This window comes from Spirosoma koreense, assembly GCF_054777875.1.
The window spans coordinates 1,297,771-1,316,688 of the sequence record NZ_BAAHAC010000022.1 but is presented as its reverse complement, the minus strand read 5'-3'; the positions used below and the strand labels follow the sequence as shown (position 1 = coordinate 1,316,688).

Annotated in this window: 15 protein-coding genes; 5 read left to right on the top strand and 10 right to left on the bottom strand. The window is 53.8% G+C overall.

The window, feature by feature from the left end; all coding sequences use genetic code 11:
- Positions 1 to 44: 44 nt before the first annotated feature.
- From porG to ACYVC2_RS18790, 6 genes are all read right to left on the bottom strand, one after another.
- Positions 45 to 716: a type IX secretion system protein PorG gene (gene porG / locus ACYVC2_RS18815; RefSeq protein WP_461104536.1), complete on the bottom strand. Its 672-nt coding sequence runs from the start codon at positions 714 to 716 to the stop codon at positions 45 to 47.
- A 57-nt stretch (positions 717 to 773) separates the two neighbouring features.
- Positions 774 to 1,775, bottom strand: coding sequence for a DUF6089 family protein (locus tag ACYVC2_RS18810; protein WP_461104534.1), 1,002 nt, complete (start codon positions 1,773 to 1,775; stop codon positions 774 to 776).
- A 162-nt stretch (positions 1,776 to 1,937) separates the two neighbouring features.
- Positions 1,938 to 2,813: an NAD kinase gene (locus ACYVC2_RS18805; RefSeq protein ID WP_461104532.1), complete on the bottom strand. Its 876-nt coding sequence runs from the start codon at positions 2,811 to 2,813 to the stop codon at positions 1,938 to 1,940.
- Positions 2,814 to 2,897: 84 nt separating this feature from the next.
- Entirely contained in the window at positions 2,898 to 3,566 is a 669-nt protein-coding gene (locus ACYVC2_RS18800; protein ID WP_461104530.1) for a CBS domain-containing protein, read from the bottom strand.
- Between the two features lie 141 nt (positions 3,567 to 3,707).
- On the bottom strand, positions 3,708 to 4,484 hold the full coding sequence (locus tag ACYVC2_RS18795; RefSeq protein WP_461104528.1) for an alpha/beta fold hydrolase: 777 nt from the start codon (positions 4,482 to 4,484) through the stop codon (positions 3,708 to 3,710).
- Positions 4,481 to 5,095: an anthranilate synthase component II gene (locus ACYVC2_RS18790; protein ID WP_461104526.1), complete on the bottom strand. Its 615-nt coding sequence runs from the start codon at positions 5,093 to 5,095 to the stop codon at positions 4,481 to 4,483. The genes ACYVC2_RS18795 and ACYVC2_RS18790 overlap by 4 nt, the downstream gene beginning before the upstream one ends.
- Positions 5,096 to 5,370: 275 nt before the next feature.
- Here ACYVC2_RS18790 and ACYVC2_RS18785 point away from each other — a divergent pair, with 275 nt between their 5' ends.
- On the top strand, positions 5,371 to 6,648 hold the full coding sequence (locus ACYVC2_RS18785; protein ID WP_461104524.1) for an NAD(P)/FAD-dependent oxidoreductase: 1,278 nt from the start codon (positions 5,371 to 5,373) through the stop codon (positions 6,646 to 6,648).
- Between the two features lie 62 nt (positions 6,649 to 6,710).
- Here ACYVC2_RS18785 and ACYVC2_RS18780 read toward each other — a convergent pair whose 3' ends face one another.
- Positions 6,711 to 8,345: a carboxylesterase/lipase family protein gene (locus tag ACYVC2_RS18780; protein WP_461104522.1), complete on the bottom strand. Its 1,635-nt coding sequence runs from the start codon at positions 8,343 to 8,345 to the stop codon at positions 6,711 to 6,713.
- 153 nt (positions 8,346 to 8,498) lie between these two features.
- Here ACYVC2_RS18780 and ACYVC2_RS18775 point away from each other — a divergent pair, with 153 nt between their 5' ends.
- The 4 genes from ACYVC2_RS18775 to hemH all read left to right on the top strand — a co-directional run bounded on the left by ACYVC2_RS18775 (position 8,499) and on the right by hemH (position 12,409).
- A complete protein-coding gene (locus ACYVC2_RS18775) occupies positions 8,499 to 9,230 on the top strand; it encodes an NUDIX hydrolase (protein WP_461104520.1) in 732 nt (243 codons plus the stop codon).
- Positions 9,231 to 9,323: 93 nt separating this feature from the next.
- Positions 9,324 to 10,142, top strand: a complete 819-nt coding sequence (locus ACYVC2_RS18770; RefSeq protein WP_461104518.1) for a hypothetical protein — start codon at positions 9,324 to 9,326, stop codon at positions 10,140 to 10,142.
- Positions 10,143 to 10,441: 299 nt separating this feature from the next.
- Entirely contained in the window at positions 10,442 to 11,236 is a 795-nt protein-coding gene (locus ACYVC2_RS18765) for a hypothetical protein (RefSeq protein ID WP_461104516.1), read from the top strand.
- Positions 11,237 to 11,347: 111 nt separating this feature from the next.
- A complete protein-coding gene (gene hemH, locus ACYVC2_RS18760; protein ID WP_461104514.1) occupies positions 11,348 to 12,409 on the top strand; it encodes a ferrochelatase in 1,062 nt (353 codons plus the stop codon).
- A gap of 87 nt (positions 12,410 to 12,496) precedes the next feature.
- Here hemH and ACYVC2_RS18755 read toward each other — a convergent pair whose 3' ends face one another.
- The 3 genes from ACYVC2_RS18755 to ACYVC2_RS18745 are packed head-to-tail and all read right to left on the bottom strand — an operon-like array spanning position 12,497 to position 18,854.
- Entirely contained in the window at positions 12,497 to 14,944 is a 2,448-nt protein-coding gene (locus ACYVC2_RS18755; RefSeq protein ID WP_461104512.1) for a S9 family peptidase, read from the bottom strand.
- Between the two features lie 11 nt (positions 14,945 to 14,955).
- A complete protein-coding gene (locus ACYVC2_RS18750) occupies positions 14,956 to 15,654 on the bottom strand; it encodes a hypothetical protein (RefSeq protein WP_461104510.1) in 699 nt (232 codons plus the stop codon).
- A 5-nt stretch (positions 15,655 to 15,659) separates the two neighbouring features.
- The gene (locus ACYVC2_RS18745; RefSeq protein WP_461104508.1) at positions 15,660 to 18,854 is read right to left on the bottom strand and encodes a lantibiotic dehydratase; all 3,195 of its coding nucleotides are present in this window, start codon (positions 18,852 to 18,854) and stop codon (positions 15,660 to 15,662) included.
- Between the last annotated feature and the right edge of the window lie 64 nt (positions 18,855 to 18,918).

The window sequence follows — 18,918 nt, the reverse complement described above, 5'->3', positions numbered from 1 at the left end:
GGTGTTGCAGAAGCGTTTCCGTTGCTTAGTTAGCCAGTAAATTGTCAGGGGCAGATAATCTTGTAGAAGGTATAGCTAACGGTTATAGCCGTATAGGTATAACTGTCTCTGAGTGCCGGATCACCCTGGCCCAGCTTACTGGTTGTCACTCCGAAGGTCCGATCGCCTAGTCCATCCAAATAATCATTGTTGGTAAAGCGCGTGCCAAACTCGACACCGACGCTCCAGGGGCGTTTTATTTCGTATTTGATTCCAACACCCAGCGGGAAGGATACCATACCGCGGGCTCTGATGACCGAATTGCTAAAGTTGCATATCCCGACGCCCCCGAATATATAAGGAGACCAGTTTTTCACTTTAGGCTGTGGTTTATAATTCCGGAAATTGTATTCGAGATCAGCCGTTATTTCATTGATGTTTGTTCGAAAGGAATAATTACGCGCCTGCCGAAACGGATCATTACTGACGGCATCTTCTGCCCGGAAGGACCCAATGGCAAACCCCGCCCGCATCGAAAAAGACCGGGTGGCATTGTAGCGAAAAAACACGTTGCCCGCGGGACGATAGAACCGGGGGTTGAGCGAAGGCGAGACGTCGCCTTTATACAGCATACCGCCTAAACCGGCCCCAACCTCAATCTTTTGCGCCCGCGCGCTCAGGCTGATAAAAAGCCCGACCAGAAGCAGCCGGGCCACCTTACTACAATGTGAAGACATAAGTCTAATGACAACAGTCGATAATCAGGAAGCCGTTTAGCTTTCTGGCCGGGTACGCTATTTAATAGGCGGACACTTTATTTTCGCCGGAATGATATAATGAATGGTAAACTGAGTTAGTAAATAACCATCGGGTAATGAAAACGTAGAATTGGTACTTCGCACGGGGTCGGCCAACGCACCTAGAGCCATTTGCTGCTGTTCAGGTGTTCCATTGGTAAGTATGTTTTGAATAACCGCATAACGATCAGGGTGATTGCTGGCCCGGGCAGCCAGAATCTCACGTCGTCGGTCGGTAACCAGCGCTGCAACTCCCTGTTGTGCATCCCGAGGGGCATATTGGTTGGCGCTTACATCGTCCAAATAATCGGTAAACGTATACCGGTAACCAATTTCGGCACCGATATTAAAACTTTCATTCAATTTATAACGAACGCCTATTCCCACAGGTATAGCGATTGTTACCAGTGAATAAGGTTTATCATACCCCGGTAACCCCTGCCCTTCGGTATGTAACGGTTGTAGTTTTACCCAATGCTGAGCTGTACCAGCCGAATCAGGGGTTAAAGCTTCGGGACTGTGCGCTACTAGGGCTATTCCACCAAACAGGTACGGAGTGAGCCGGGCCCGGCTATCGGAATTCCGTCCGTCGGCGATGAAGTTATAAATACCAGTGATAGCAAACTCTTTGAGATCATTTCGGAAGTGTAAATTCCGGATGTACTGAGGCAAATTATCGTTGAGATCGTTCTTATTGTACGTGTAATCATCGCCGACGATACGGGCCCAGGTAAACGTGGCCCGGGCGGCAAATTTGGGCGTAAACTGACGGGTATAGCCAATACCAATGTTCCAGCGCGGTAAGGTAACCAGTGTCTTAAACGGCTGCCGGTAACCAGCCAGATCACCGAAATAGGTAGATGTTCCTCCGCCGAACGATACCGACGAATAGGGAAGAAAGTGCGCGTTGTAATAGCCCTGCGCCGAACTTTTCGTCATCTGACTCAGCAGTAGGCAAACGGCCACACTCATCCTCAACAACTGCTTATACTTATTCATATGCATGAAATACGTGAATCACCCTTCGACTGGTCGCAAACCAGCCAATTCGGAAACGGCATGGCCCTCGCTTTTATTGGCACCGTACCGGAAAAATTATCGCATAGGCCACAAAACAGAGCCTTTTCAGGAGAAAAATGCAAGAGAGGTTTGCCTTACCAATCAATTGCGGATATCCCAGCCCCAGTTCAGTTTGCTGCGGAGGGTATTGAGAAAATTATCATCGCTCAGCTTGACCAGCCGAGCCTTAAACGCTTCTTTCTGAACGCTGATCCGGACGGCGGTTTCTACCGTAAACGAGCGCGAATCCAGCGCAGCCAGAAAGTTCCCACTACGGCTTTCGACTTCAAATGCCAGTTGGCAGCTGTCCATAACGATCATTGGCCGGACATTGAGATTGTGAGGACTGATCGGGGTAATAATGAAATTATTCGTTTGTGGCAGTAAGACCGGCCCTCCGCAACTCAATGAATACCCTGTCGATCCTGAAGGTGTCGATATAATGATGCCATCGGCCCAGTACGAATTCAGAAATTCGCCGTCCAGGTACGTATGCACCGTAATCATCGATGAGGTTTGGGTACGGGTAATCGTGAAGTCGTTGAGGCCGAACGGCAGGTTGCCGAAAATATCCTGACTCGATCGAACGCTCACCAGCGTCCGCTCATCGATGCTGTACTGTTCGGTGAAAAGGGCGTCGATCATGAGTCGCACCGACGCGGGCGCTACCGTAGCCAGAAAGCCCAGCCGCCCGATGTTGATTCCGATGATGGGTATCTGTCGGGCACCAACGTGCGTAACCGCATCGAGCAGGGTTCCATCGCCCCCTAAGCTGAAAATGAAATCGGCATCCGCTACGCCTTCTTCAATGGTGTATGTCGCCTGGCTATAGTGCGCTACACCCGCATTGTCAAGGTATTCGCGGTAGCCCTCCGAAATAATTAACTCGGTCTGTCGTCGGGCCAGTTCCTCAAACATCGACTGGATGTAGGGGCGGGCCGATTCGGGAAAGTTGCGCCCGTGAATGGCGATTTTCATGAAAAAAGGCGAAGGGCAGAGGGCGGAGGGGAAAGGGCAGAGGGTCGTTTGCCCTTTCTCCTTTCCCCTTCACCCGTTGCTAATTTATGTATTAAGATAACGAAGCAGTGAATCGAGCCGCTCCTGATCGATGCTTTCGATCGGTGTGTTGGCAAAACTTGCTTCGATTTGATAGCCGAAGCGTTCGAGGGTAGAGATCACCGGAGTGATATCGCGTCGATTCAGCTTGAGCGTCAGTCGGGATCGGTCGGGCATTCCGTAGGCCGCGCTGGAAAAATAACTGCTGATGATCTTGACATTATTCGATTCGATCAGGCGACTGATTTCGGCCATCGAATAGTCTCGCTCGTTCATGTTCAGAATTAGAATTGCCCCACTCTCCTGCACGCCCAGCTCCTGCGCAAATTGTTTGAGCAATTCCGTAACCGAGATCGTTCCGCTGAACTCCCGTCCTTCGTTAATCACGGCCACGATCTCCATCTGATGCTGAATAACCAGACTCATGACCTCAAAAAGATGCTGTTCTTCCAGCACATAAGTCTGTTCGAACAGGCGCATCACCTCACCAACGGGGCGCTCACCGTCGGCAGCATCCATCAGTAACTCTTCACTAACTACGCCCCGGTATTCGCCCTGATCGGTCAGTACGAGTTGCCCGACGCGGTGCTCCTGCATCCAATCCAAAGCCTGCTCGACAGAATCGGTAGGCTTCAGGGCCGGGAGCATTGGATCTATCAGTTCGGCAGCCAGCATAGTAAATGGTTGATTAGTGAAAAGCGTTTGCCAGAAAACTACGCATTTTCCCGCATAGTTTCCAAATCTTACTAAAAACAGTCATCAGTTAGTGAACGGATATCCCGTCTCTAACCGGTTGGTAACGCCTGGCCAGTGGAATCAACTAACCAGTTCCGCTACCGGATGCCGGACTAGCCAGTTATCCAGCAAGGCGTTGAACTGGTCGGGATGCTCCATCATTGGTGCGTGGCAGCACTTATCGATGAAGTGCAGCTCCGAATCAGCGATCAGCCGGTTAAACTCATGCCCTACTTCGGCGGGGGTAATGGTGTCGTTCAGGCCCCAGACAAGCAGCGTCGGCACCTGAATCTTGTAGAGATCTTTGGCGACATTGTTGCGCTGGGCCGACTTCGCAATCCCGACAATACTCATGCATTTGGGAATGCTCGTTGTAATTTCAAACACTTCATCGATCAGCTCTTTGGAGGCAACCGACGGGTCGTAAAACGTGTAGGCTACGCGCTCGGCCACGTAATCGTAGCTTCCTCGTTTGGGGAACGAACCACCCATTCCGTTTTCGAACAAGCCCGAACTTCCCGTCAGCACCAGCCGCCGAACCAGCTCCGGGTGGCTAAATGTGTAGAGAATGGCCAGGTGACCGCCCAATGAATTACCCAGCAGGGTGAGATCCTGGAGTGATTTCTGCGCCACAAACTTTTCGATGTACGTCAGCAGCCCTTCCAGACTAGCCTGCCGAATGGGCATCTCGTAGATAGGTAATAAAGGAATGATAACCCGGTACCGATCCGAAAAGGTGCTTATCACCCCGTCCCAGTTGCTCAATGCGCCAAACAGACCATGTAACAGCAGCAACACTTCCCCCTGGCCCTCGTCTACGTAGCGGAAACCCGCTTCTTCCCGGATCGTATAGCTCATACGTATTGTGTGATTAAGGTTGTGGCAGACTTTATTTTATGAGTAAACAATACAAAATCGATCCAGTTTTCAATGATCCGCAAACCGTACTGGGTCAGGGCAGCTTCCGGATGAAACTGAACTCCCCAGAGCGGTAATGTTTGATGGCGCAAAGCCATCAATTCGCCCAAATCGGTCACCGCCAGAGACACCAGGTGCCGGGGCAGTGCCGTCAGCACCAGCGAATGATATCGGGTCACTTCGAATTCGCCGGGCAAACCCCGCCACAGCCTGTCGTCCGTCAGTATACGAACCCGCGCTACTTTACCGTGCATGGGACGGTCGGCTTCGGTCAACGTAGCGCCGAAAAATTCACCCAGCGCCTGGTGACCCAGGCAAATTCCCAGCATCGGCACCCGCTGATGATAGTGATCGATAACCTCCATCAATCGACCTGCCTGCCGGGGACTGCCCGGACCGGGCGAGAGCACCACCGCATCCACGGGTAGGTTCGTCAGTCGATTTAATGGTTCGTTATTTCTGACAACCCGACAATGCGCCCCCGCCTGCTGCAGGTAATCGACCAGCATGTAGGTAAACGAATCGAAATTATCAACGACCAGCAGGTTCATGCAGGCATAACGCAATTTCTGACGACAAAATTAACACTTTCCGTAAAAAAGCAATAACTATAAAAGTCTACTATCTGTATATCAATTATTTACGTATTTTAAAAATTAGAATTATACAAGTCTTATAAAAAAAGTACCAGACGGTTGGCGTTTTACAAACAGATAGGTTAACATAGCGGTTGAATTTGCTTATAGTAGCAGCCAGTACCGGCCAGAAGAAGTAATAAACGTCGATCCGGTCAGTAGCCTGCTGTATTACAAACTTATCGTTTGGTATGTCTACAGATTCTTCCGGCGCCGATGCGCCCGTGGTTATTATTGGCGCCGGTATGGCAGGGCTAACCTGCGCCGTTTACCTCAGGCAGGCAGGCATCCGCGCGCTCGTGCTCGAAGCGGCCGATGGAGTGGGTGGTCGTGTACGCACCGACGTTATGGAGGGATTCCGGCTCGACCGGGGGTTTCAGATTCTCCTGACCGCTTATCCCGAAGCCCAGCGTCTGCTCAACTATGCTGCGCTTGATCTGCGTACGTTTCGGTCGGGCGCGCTCATTCGCGATCAGGCAAACTGGATGAGCCTGCTCAATCCGTTGAAGGAACCCTCATCCGTTTTCCAGACGCTGATTTCGCCCGTTGGCACGTTTGGCGATAAACTCCGGATTGCAGAACTGATGCGTCGGACACAAAGCCTGACGGTTGGTGAGTTATTTCGGCAGACGCCCATGACGACCCTTGCTTTTCTGGAAGAAATCGGTTTTTCGGAAAAGATGATCGGACAATTTTTCCGACCGTTTTTTGGTGGAGTGTTTCTGGAGGATGCGCTGACTACGTCGAGTAATTTCTTCGAGTTCTGTTTCCGGATGTTTTTTACCGGCGACGCGGCCGTTCCGGCGCAAGGGATGGGTGCTATTGCCCAGCAGCTTGCCAGTCGATTAGCGCCGGACCAGATTCGGCTGAACAGCAGAGTAAAGCAGATTTCGGATCATGCGGTTCAACTGACAACCGGCGAAACGATTGCGGCCAATACCATCGTGCTGGCCGTGGATACGGCTCAGGCAGCTGCTTTACTGGACAAGCCAACGCCTACCGAACTGGCATTTAACCACACAACCTGCACGTATTTTTCGGCCACAGCCCCTCCCAACGTACCAGACCGGAAGCTCCTGATGCTCAACACGCACCGGAGCTCGGCAGTGCACAACGCGACCATCCTCAGCGACGTTGCCCCGGAATATGCACCTGCAAACCACAGCCTTATTTCGGTCAGCACGCAGGGTCTGGAACTGATTCATGAACAGGCGCTGGTAGCCCAAATTCGCCAGGAGTTGTCGGGCTGGTTTGGCGAAGACGTGCAGCAGTGGCGTCACCTGCGTACTTACCACATTCCTCATGCGTTGCCCGCCTACCCGCCCGACCTGGCTGGCACCGACCCACTCCGGCGACCGCTTCGACTGGCTGACAGCCTATACCAATGTGGTGATCAGACCACCTATCCGTCGCTGAATGCAAGCATGCAAACAGGCCGTGAAGTGGCGGAGCAGATCATCAACGCCTAGCCTAAAAAAAGCGACGCCGTGCCACAGTCCTGGACTGTGGCACGGCGTCGCTTTTTTATAGCTTACTGCTTCGTGTACATCGGGTCCAGAAACAGGTAACGAGCCCGATTCTTTTCCGTCTCAAGCCGCGTGTTGACGTCGATCTGCATAAACTGAACGCTGTTGCCACTATTGGCCGCAGGCCACTTCGGCAGTCCTGCCCCGTTCGGATCGTGGTTCTTGATGAAGTTGGCAAAATACCCCTGCATCACTTTCGAAATCTGGTAATCGTCGGGCGTCCAGGCATAGACTTTATTACTGGCCAGGTTTCCCATTGCGTATTCAATCTCCGCCGAGTGAACGGCCCCGCGGGCAGGCGGCATTTTAGGCGCTGTTCCGTCGCCTTTCACGACTCCTCCAGCCAGTCCGGCCGTGGCGTTACCCATTTCTGCGGTCATAGCGGGGCGGGGCCGCGAATAATAATAGCGATAGACGGGCTTGCCTCCGCCGGTTTTTATCTGCATATCGGCCCATTTCCAGGTGCTGTAAGCCAGAAACCGGTCGCTGGCCAGGTCCATTGCCGACTGCTGTACTTCTTCTTCGGTGGTACCCGGATACAGTTTCAGCACTTCATCGGCCCGTTCGCCGTAGAGTTTTTTCACCGCATTGGCATAATTTTTGGGGGTTGGCGGCTCTTTCCCAAGTATGGCATTTCCGCCCATTTCCTGCGAATTCCAGCCGACCAGTAACGGCACGTGTGCCTGTTCGCCAGCTGCAAAAATAGCCGCGGGCGGTTTAGGGAAGAAGTAACCGTCGACCGTAGATGTGAACCAGGGAACACCCGGTTTGGCTGTAGCCTCAAGCACTTTTTCAGCCGGCATCGCCCGCAGATCAGCCAGCGATTTTGCGTCTACGCCAGTCGCAAAGGTAACGCCCGCCTTCTCGGCAGTGGCAAGCGGACTAGGAGGCATACCACCCAGTAAGGAACCGCTCTCGCCAATAGCGGCAGAAAAAAGATTCTTGGCCAGGGGTGAGGCCATCTGAGCGCTTACAGCCACCGACCCGGCCGACTCTCCGGCGATCGTGACTTTGTTCGGATCGCCACCGAAAGCGGCAATATTCTGTTTGACCCACCGTAAGGCAGCCGTCTGATCCAGCAGGCCATAATTGCCAGATGCGTTATGCGGTGATTCTTTGGTCAGTTCGGGGTGCGCAAAAAAACCAAAAACGCCAAGCCGATAGTTTACCGTCAGCGCCACGATGCCTTTCTGGGCCATGCTTTCCCCGTCGTAGCGCGCTTCCGACCCATCGCCCGCCACAAAGCCACCCCCGTAAAAATACACCAGCACCGGCAGTTTTTCACTGGCCGACTTGGCAGGCGTCCAAACGTTCAGGTAGAGGCAGTCTTCGCTCATACCGTCCGAGCGAAAGCCCATGTCGCCAAAAATGGGCCGCTGCATAGCCCTTGGCCCAAACTTGGTAGTTTTGCGGACACCCGACCAGTTCTTGACGGGCTGCGGTTCTTTCCAGCGCAGATCGCCGACGGGCGGCTGGCCGAACGGAATGCCTTTGAAGGCCCGAATGCCACTCGCTTCGGCAACCCCCTCGACCATCCCGTTCGCTGTTTTAGCCTGCGGTGTTGCCGACTGCAGATTCGACTGGGCAGTTGCCAATGGTATCTGAACAGCCATCAGCAACGAAACATACAGAAATTTCATAGCACAGAGTTTAAGATAAAAAATTACTCGTTTTCGACTGGATCCGTCAGAATGCAACAGCCTTTTTTTATTATTGTAACAAAGTGCGACAATAATAAAGATTTCCGGTGAGATCACCCAATCTTTTCGGCCCCAGGATCAAATTTTAATCACATGCAAAGCCAGCTAATTGCGGAAGAAATTACGCCAGCGGGTACAGGCTACTTACCAGGTCTGGCCATCGATGTAGTAATGTTTGGGTTCCACCAGCATCAGTTGAAGATTCTTTTGCTCGAATACCGCAATACCAGCCTGCTCGCGCTGCCCGGCGGTTTTATTCGGGAAACCGAAAATCTGCATGACGCGGCCCGGCGGGTGCTGGCCGAACGCACCGGCCTGACGGATATTTACCTCGAACAGTTTTACGTGTTTGGCGACCGGAGCCGGTACGACCCGGCTCCGATGCGCGCCATCATGGAGGCCAAAGGGGTTCCTGTTGTCGAGAACCACTGGCTGCTGCGTCGGTTTGTTTCGGTTGGTTATTATGCCCTGATCGATTTCACGAAAGCCGTGCCGATTCCCGATGCTCTATCCGATCATTGTACCTGGTACGACCTGGCCGACCTGCCTCCGCTGATGCAGGATCATCGGCAAATCGTTCAGAAAGCGCTCGATACGCTCCGGGAAGATCTAGATCGTAAGCTTATAGGCTTCAGTCTGCTGGGCGACACCTTCACGATGGCCGATCTGCAGCGGCTGTATGAAACCATTCTGGGGCAGGAGTTGCACCGGTCCAGTTTTCAGCGCCGAATGCTCAGTCTAAACATTTTAGAACGTCTGGCCAAGCAGTATTCCGGCGGTGCCCATAAAGCGCCTTATCTTTATCGGTTTATTTCCGACAAATAATCGGAGGTTGTTGGACATAATTCAGACATTTGTCCCGGGTTGCCCCGCCCGATCCAACCAGTAACCAACAAACAGCCGATTCGCTGCCTGTTCATGCGCGACAACCTAGTCCTTCGTTACGGCCTGTCTCTACTGATTGTTCTGCCGATTGGGTTTTTCCTGTTATATCCACAACTACTGCGGTGCATGCGGATAGGCTCCTCCGCTGCCTATCGGTTGCTGCCCGGTACGAACAGTGTCTATGTCAGTACGGCAGCCACGGCTTCTCAGCAACGTCAGCTGGCCACCCACGTCGCCACCGCCCACCACCGCATTCGGCAGTTCTGGGGTAGCCGCCAGGGGCAGGCAACCCTGATTTATTGCCCCAAACAGGCCGATTATGAACAGTATTGTGCCGGGGGCGAAGGAGCTGGCTGTAGCCTGGGAATGCCTTGGGGGGCCTCGTATCTGGTACTGGGCCCAGACGGCAATAACACCGACGTGATCGCCCACGAGCTCTGCCACGACGAACTGTTCGCCCGCCTGGGCTGGTGGCGCGTCAAACGGCAGATTCCGCAGTGGTTCAACGAAGGGCTGGCGCTGATGGTCGACTATCGGTTCAGCAATCCGGCGGTTTGGGAACACCCGGACAGTTTGCGGCAGACCGACCCGACGCCCCTACCCGCGCGCCCCATGCTAAAACTCAGCGAGCTGGAAACCACGCAGGACTTTTTTGGGCGCGATTATACCCACACTATGCTAGCCTATCAGACCTCGGCGGATGAAGTGACCCGCTGGCTGATGATTGTCGGAAAAGCCGGGGTGCCTGGGCTGACCCAGGCTGTGGCGTCGGGTAGCTCATTTGCTGACATATACCACCAGTTGGAACGCGCCAAACGGACCCTGCAACCGCATTCCCTTCCTACCAACTGAACGCCTTTCGGCGCGTGCATTTTAACCACGCTCCGGCCAGGCAAGTCAGGAAACGTATATAGAAATCCGTTAAATTTGGGATCTTCTGAACGATTGATAAACACAAGCCCCAAACAATCGGTTTTACCCTGCCGGATGGCCAATGCCAGCTGTACCACAGAAAGGAACCAACGGCCGCTCCCTCAACCATAATCAGATATAAGTCAGACCATTACCATATTAAAAAACAGAATTAAGGCCGGCGAAAAACAAACAATTTAATCGCTTGTTCTACTTTTGTTGTTCAAACCTCACACCCTATGCAAGTATATATACGCTTATTGGTTTTCTTCTGGCTCAGCATAACTATTGCCGATGCTCAATCCAGGCGAAGCCCCAATCCACCCGCTTCTGGCTTCGATGCTACAGGCTCCGACGCCCGGGCCGTTCAGATTGCCGACGCGGTCATGGCGGCCATGGGAGGCCGGGCGGCCTGGGACGAGACCCAGCTTATCAGCTGGAACTTCGATGGCGAGCGGAAATTCGTCTGGGATAAATGGTCGGGCGACGTACGAATCGATAACCTTCACGATGATCAGACGATTCTGATGAACATCAACAACGACATGGGCCGGGTTTTCCGGAACGGTGAAGAGGTTACGAATCCGGATTCGGTGGCGAAATACGTTAAACAGGGAAAACGAACCTGGATCAGCGATTCGTACTGGCTGCTGATGCCTTTCAAGCTAAAAGATGCCGGAGTGACGCTCAAGTACCTGGGCGACGAAACGACCCGGGCGGGCAGACCCGCCGATGTTCTTCAACTGACGCTCAAGAACGGAAGCGCCATGTCGGGCAATCGGTATAAAATATGGGTCGATAAAAAAACCCGTCTGGTTTCGCAGTGGGCTAACTTTCCTAAACCCACCGACAAAGAACCCGTTTTTATCCTCCCCTGGGATGATTACCAGCAGCATGGCGATATTTTACTATCAGGCGACCGGGGCGACCACGACCTCAGCGACATTATGGTCTTTACTGGCCTGCCCGGCGAAGTGTTCAGTGATTTTACCCGTACCGACCTCAGCCGGTATCCACAGGCCCAGGCCAAATAAATTATGTGGGCAGAGTTTGTAAATTTGCGGTTTAATGTTGCGCTCCGGATGGCTACCAGAAACGAACCCGCTGCGGCAAACTAACTCGATTAAATCACTGTTTTCCTCTTCATGGAAGCACCCGCTTTAAACACACCCGTGGCCCCTACCAGATCTGCTGGAAAAACGGGCGTTCTACTCGTCAATCTCGGCACTCCCGATAGCCCATCCGTACCCGACGTCCGCAAATACCTGCGCGAATTTTTGATGGATGGCCGGGTCATCGATATTCCGCTGGTTTCGCGTTCGTTGCTCGTCAATGGCGTTATTGCTCCGTTCCGGGCCCCGAAATCGGCTAAAATCTACAAGCAGCTCTGGACCGAAACCGGCTCTCCTCTGAAATACTACGGCGAAGTTGTCACGAAGGAACTACAAAAATCGCTGGGCGAAGCTTACGTCGTGAAGTTGGCCATGCGCTACCAGAGTCCATCCATTGAAGCAGGCCTGACCGAATTTCAGCGCATGGGCCTGACCGACCTGATCGTGCTCCCGCTTTTCCCGCAGTATGCATCAGCTTCTACGGGCTCGGTTTATCAGAAGGTGATGGAAATTGTGAAGAACTGGCAGGTAATCCCGGCCATCCGATTCGTAAACCGATTTCTGGAGCACCCTAAATTCATCGAAGGATTTGCGCAGATCGCACGCAAATACATGGCTTCCTATGATTTCGATTTTTTTCTGTTCAGCTACCACGGCCTGCCCGAAAGCCAGATCCGCAAGGGCGATGTTACCCATTCGGTCTGTCAGTTTGGCACCTGTTGCCAGTCGTTCCATGCGCTGAATCAGCATTGTTACCGGGCACAGTGTTTCGAAACCACCCGCCTACTGGTCAAAGCGCTGGGTATTCCGGAAGGAAAATATATCACGTCTTTTCAGTCGCGGCTGGGCAGCGATCCGTGGATCAAACCCTATACCGACGAAGTCATCAAGGAATTGCCCGGTAAAGGCATCCAGAGTGTGCTGGCTTTTTCGCCCGCATTTGTGGCCGATTGCCTGGAAACGACCATCGAAGTGGGCGTCGAATACAAGGAGATTTTCGAACAGGCCGGTGGGCAGCACTGGCAGCTGGTCGAAAGCCTCAACGACACCCCCATCTGGATCGAAGCCCTGGTCGATCTGGTGAAAACGGCCTGATCGAATCTTCCGATAGCCTGATTGCGTAAGAGCCCTAAACAGACCCTTGAATTTCCCAGGGTCTGTTTAGGGCTCTTACGCAACGATTTATTTCAGGGCCGACTCACGGCTTTCCGGATTCTTCACGTATTTGTCCAGCCAGGTGTTCATCTCCCATAAGGTATGCAAAATGGATTCTTTAGAAGCGTAGCCGTGGCTTTCCAGCGGTAGCAATACGTATCGGACCGTGCCACCATTGCCTTTGATCGCGTTGTACAATCGCTCACTCTGGAGGGGAAACGTCCCCGAGTTGTTGTCCGCTTCGCCGTGCATCATCAGCATGGGAGCTTTGATCTTGTCGGCATACATAAACGGCGACATACGGGCGTAGATATCCGGTGCATTCCAGATCGTTCGCTCTTCGGTCTGAAAGCCAAACGGGGTCAGGGTCCGGTTATAGGCTCCGCTACGGGCAATCCCAGCCGCAAACAGGTTCGTGTGTGCCAGCAGGTTAGCTGTCATAAACGCGCCGTACGAATGTCCCCCGATCGCGATCCGGTTTTTGTCGGCCACATTACGCCTGACCAGTTCCTGAACCAGCGCTTCAGCGCCCGCCGTCAGTTGTTCGACATACGTATCGTTGGGCTGCGCATCGCCCTGCCCAATGATGGGCAAATCGGGATCATCGACCACCGCGTATCCCTGCGTGAGCCAGTAAAGCGGCCCGGACCAGTACAGGCGGGTAAACTGATACGGCGAATCCTTTACCTGCCCGGCCGCATCGGCACTTTTGAACTCGCGGGGATAAGCCCAGATCAGCACCGGCAACCGCCCTTTCTCGGGCGAATAGCCCAAGGGCAAATACAGCTTGGCCGTCAGTTTGACACCATCTTTCCGCTCGTAGGTAATTAGTTCTTTCCGGATATCTTTCAGCGCGGGGTACGGATGCGGAAAATTGGTCAGAGCTAGTTCCGTCTGCTGGGCCAGGTTACGAATCAGGTAGTTGGGGGGCGTACTGACCGATTCACGCCGGATCAGAATCTGGTTTGTGGCCGCATCCAAAACATCCACGGGTACTTCATAATAAGGCTCCTGCGAGCGCCAGATTTCGCGCTGCTCCTTCCCGGCAATCTGTACCTGGCTGACGAAAGGTCGTTTGCCCGTGGGCGATGCGCCATCGCCGACAAAGTACAGCCAGCGTTTGTCGGGGGTTGTCAGCAGCACTTCGCGACCGGCGGGGTTGTAACGCACAATCGGGTAGCCAGGGTCTTTGTACTGATCTTCGGTATTCAGGTCGAACAGCAACCGAGCTTTGGCGCTGGTATCGGCGGGGTTGAGAAGCCACATTTTCTGATTCCGGCTCTTCCACCAGCCTTCCGCCAGCAAAGCCAGGCTGTCGTGCCCCCAACTGATCCATTGATAGCGGCTGTTTAGTGTAGCCAGCACTTTGGGCGTTGTAAATGGAGCCGCCAGGGTATATACCCGGTCCCGAACGGTCGTTGTTTTGGCTGGGTCACCCCCGTCCTGAGCCTCAGCATAGACAAGGGTAGCCGGTGCGTCGGAACGCCAGTTGACGGAACGCACCCCCGGCCGAACCGCATCGAAACCGAGTGGCATCGTTTCCATCAGCGGTATCGATGCCAGCCGTTTGACCAGCCGCCCCGCCGAACTGACTACGTCGATGTCTTTGGGGAAATTCATGTACGTGGTGAGGTATGAATACGGCTTTTTCAGGCGGACAGCCAGCACATAGCGGCCGTTGGGCGAAAAACTAAAACTGGTCAGTACGCTGGCCGGTAACACGTCGTGCACCCTGCCCGACAGGTTTACACTGACCAACCGGGCCGACAGATAATAGTCGAACAAAGCCTCGTCGTGCGGATTTTTGAGCAGGTCCTGATACGTTCGGGAGGGGGCTTTCTTACCCAGGCTCTCCTGGACGATCGGCCCTGTGGGGATAAGCCGGGGCTGGGGGGGCGCTTTCCGCTGCGGATCGATTAGCTTGACCAGCAACGAGCGGCTGTCCGGCGCCCATTGATACGGTTCGCCCGAGATCACGTCGTTTACCGCACCCACTAACCGGCGGGCCTGCCGCTGCTCCACATCGACCATCCACAAGTCGAGCTGATTTGTTCCGATGAGTATGAACGCAAACTTTTTTCCGTCCGGCGACCAGTGTAAATCCGTAAATCGTCCGGCCGGCAATTCTCGAATGGCTACCAGTTCCGATGTGTTTACTCGCTTGACGCTCAATTTGACGTAGCTACCAATCCGGCTTTGTCCGTTGTTGGCCGGATTGATCCGGATTCCGCCCAGCCGAAGTTCAGGCTCCGCCAGTTCGTCGATGGTCGGCAGGGCGGCCCGCTCCAGCAGAAGCAGGTAGTCGTTAGTCGGCGATAAATTGATCGTGGGCGTCGGGGGGGCCAGCAGCAGATCGGTCATCTCCGCGGGCGGGCGCTGATAGGTCGGAGCATCCTGGCTGCGGACAGTCGTCGACAGCAGGAACAGGCCCGGCAGCAGCCAGGTCCGGCTCAGTGAAATCAGGTACGTAGTCATGGAACGTTGGCTTAGATGATGTCGAAAATCCGGCTTAACAAACTGCGTTCACTGGTCAGAATACTGGCCTTCCCCCGGAGGTAGGTACGGCTATTGATCGGCTTCCCCTGCTGCGTCATCAGTCCATTCTGCAGCGCGAATCGAATGTCGTAATAGCCGTTTACCTCCAGGGGCGAGATCGTTTCGACCGAGGCCAGCAGCGAACCAAACTCACGATATGGGTATGCATCTAGCTGAATAATAGCGTGTTGCCCCACACCTACCTTACCTGACCCTTCTACGGGCAAGTGTCCTTTGATCCGATACGGTACGTTGATCGGAACGAGTATCGCCAGGGTTTCTCCCGCCATGACGGTCGTATTCGCGCCGGGATGAACCATCAGATGAAGTGTGCTAGCCATTGGCGCCCGGAGCGTGTCGCCGGTAGACCATACCAGCAAGGGCTTATGCTCCCCAACGCGCATCCGGTCTCGGCTTATCATGTGCTTTATCTGGGCCTGAGCAGGCACCACGATCGGCAGCGGTTTGGCATACGATTCAATTACGATGTTGGCCGTAACCTGATCCGGATAGGTAATGTAGGCGGCCCCCGTCAGAACAATAATCACAATGGCGAGCAGTATCGTAATGCCCCAGCGGGTCAACCAACTGGGCGTACGATGCATAATATCCTGAATTTCTTCGCTTCTGATTTCGGGCTGGGCAGGCATAATCGTCAGGGGTTAGTAACGAACGCGGGCTGGCGCGGCTGTTTGGCTTTGCTGCGCGCCATCAGCGATTCGTAGTATTTGCTCAGGTAGTGGTAAATGACCAGTTCGTGCGCCCGCTGGTTGGAGATGAACATCCGGTTCACAAACATGTGGATGTAGCTGGGCAGCAGATCGTCGGGTTGCAGGGTTCCTTCATGATTTGCCTGCACGGTGAAAATATCCCGGATAATCCGCTCGTTCTGCTGCGACCGGACCCGGAACACCTCCACAGCCTCCGCAATCTCGTTGGCTTCGTCGTTGTCCGGATTCATGAACGTCTGAATCTCGCGGGAAACTGCCCGATATTTGTCATTCAACTGCACCATGAGCGGGGTGCCACCCCCGAATTCGCGGAAGAAATTATCGCGCATCTGCGTGATGAGTCGGTGTTTGTCGGGCAACTCGTAACGGCAATCGTCCAGCAAAGCGTGAATACCCCGTAGCGCCAGCAGCCAGCGGTATCGCTCGCCCGCATCGCCGTCGAGCATGTCGAGCACAGTTACGATGGCTACGCTATCGTTGAAAAACAGGTCTTCGGTCAGGGCGATGGTTCCGACGCCGTAGCGCTCGATTTCGCGTCGGTAGGTATCGGTCTGTAGTTTGTAGATCAGGCCTTCACTGATGTATTCATGCAGGACCGTATGGGTGGCTTCCAGGGCCTTTTTGTAAAAGTTCGCGTCGGTTCCGTTATGGAGCCGCAGGCGCAGGTGCTCGTCCGTATCCCGATAGCGGATAAAAAACCACTTGTCGATGACATCATCGGCCAGCAGTTGCTCGGTCAGCGGTTTGATGGCGGACGTCAGCAGCCGCTCAGCGGTTTTCGTGCCGGTATAAAGTTTCAGGTACAGCCATTCGCTACCCGGCGCAAAAACACGTCGCACCGGCGCGGCTTTGGGCAATTTAGGCAGGCTTGGAGCGAGGTCGGCATGAAATTTCCGGTATGGAATAATCAGTTCGTTGGTGAAGCGCCCGCCCGCATCGCTGACAAAACAGTTGTCGGGGGTACCCAGAAATTCGGCCAGTACGATTTTCCGGCGCTTCTTTAGCTTATCCCGCAGAATCCGACAGGCATATGGGCTCTCCAGATCGATCAGCAGTTCATTGTCGGCTTCCACCAGGGTCACGTAGCGGGGCAAGTGCTGAACCTGCCGAAAGGCACTGAAAACCGCCGTCAGATCGGCGTTCTTATCTGTCAATTCCGACAAGTCATCGGCGTTGAGCCGCCACTGCGACCGGCTCAGAATGATGTGCTTATAGGTCACCCGGGGCAGAAACGGCTGTTCGCTCAGCAGGCCCCAGTCCCAGTAAATGCTGCTATGCAGGCCGTAGCTCTGCAAATCACAGAGAAATTTATAGACCGTCACCCCCCGACCGTAATTGTGCGCCGACGTAAGCCGGGGAATCACTTCTTTGTTGTATTTCTTCGATCGGAGGACGATTCGCGACCCATACGGAACCGATACCATCAGGTCGTCGAGCGCAATGACGTTGTCGGCCCCGACCGATGCGGTCCCTAAATACGGAATTTCGTACTGCCGCAGGGTTGGCCGCATGAGAATATTCCCCATTCGGGCCTCCGGCAAATGAACCACTTCGGCGTAGATGGCATCGGGATTGTGTTGTTCTTCGTAAGCCACACAGGCCCTGACCTGATCGGTCAGTTGTTCGCTGCCGTGGCAGAACCGGCCCAGCAGGTTTACGGCTGAAGGACCATTACACGAGTTCAGGCTAAACTGAAACGCACCCTGATCGAGCGCTTCGGGCGACTGCGCGAGTAAGCTGCCGAACACGAAAAAGCTATCCGGAATCTGCAGTTCGCCCGTTGTGGTGGCCAGCGCATTCAGGTCAGCATCGGTCAGTTCCAGACTCGTTTGTCCGTGCGCGATCACGTTTTTATAAGCCTCGAACTTAAACTTATCGGCTTTCTCCCAGGCGGTTGTCGTTTTTCGCTCGTTCGAGGGCAGCGTCAGCCCGTCGATGAGCGGCAGATGGTCGGCCCGGCTACCCGCTACGTCGCCGTAACCAATTCCCGATTCGGCATCCAGCACGAGCAACAGCGGCACTTCCTGTTCTTCATAGCGGTCGTAGAATCGCTTTTTAAACGATTCGAGATTACTGTTCTGGTTCCGCCGACTCAACACAAAGAGTTTATCGAGGTCGCGGGTCAGCGCCTGCGTAACGGATTCATTCAGTTGATTCAGGGAGGTATTAAAAAATAAATCCGTCTGAATCAAATCCTTCGCGTTGGTATGCGTGAAGTTCTGGTTGATACGGTCGCTCAGCTCGATGTATTTATGTGGATCGTGGCGTTGATCCTGCAATAAGGTCTTGATCTCTAAAAGTTTATGCGCAACAGCGTCGCCGTTGTCGAGCTGACCGAGCTTTTCCAGCAGTACGTCGTAAAATTCACGCCCCGTCACGGTCGGTTCCAGTTCACTAACCAGCACCTGGCTGGCAATGACATCGTCGACGAACGTGAGGGCTTCCTCAAACGAGACAGCTTCGGATACCAGCGCCTGCGCCAGCTCACGGCGATACGCGCCTTTCTGAGCGGTTGCCAGCAGGGTGTCGAGGTAATCGGTGACGCTCAGCGACGAGAGGAAGTATGAACGGTGTTTGTTGTGTAACCTGAATTCGACATAACGCAGTTTGTCGCCCAGCCGGTACAGGCTTGTGTTTGGAAAATAGCGAAGCTGTTCTTTTATAGCCGGGTCCTGGCCGATCGATTCGGCCAGTTCGGCCACGTAGTTCATGTCCAGCCGGGAATGTTTCCGGTATTTCGCCGATTCGTCGAAGCGAACGGTAGTGGGGTCTGTGGTGAGGGTTCCGACCGAACAGCCAGCAAACAGGCCATACGGCGTACAGCGGCTCCCCATGCGGTGATAGTATTTATACAGCGTCAGTATCAGCTGTTCATTGTCTTTCGCAGCCGCCGGCTCCTGGTTCAGCCATTTTTCAAATTCCCGATACAGTTCGGGCGAAGCCACGTAGATGGCTTCCTGGAAGAGTGGATTCGCAAACCGGCTGCGTAGCTGTTCTTCTATGGTAGCCCGATCGCCTGCGTTTACCGTATCGTTAAAAATCAGTAGTTCGTCAATCGAACAGAGCGGATTTCGCAATAAATAAAAGTCGTGGGAGCCTATCGTAGACACTGTCTTCATGATTGATCAAGCAGAATAAATGGGTCCAAATAGAAAAAAACAGAAATACCTATTGATATTTGTA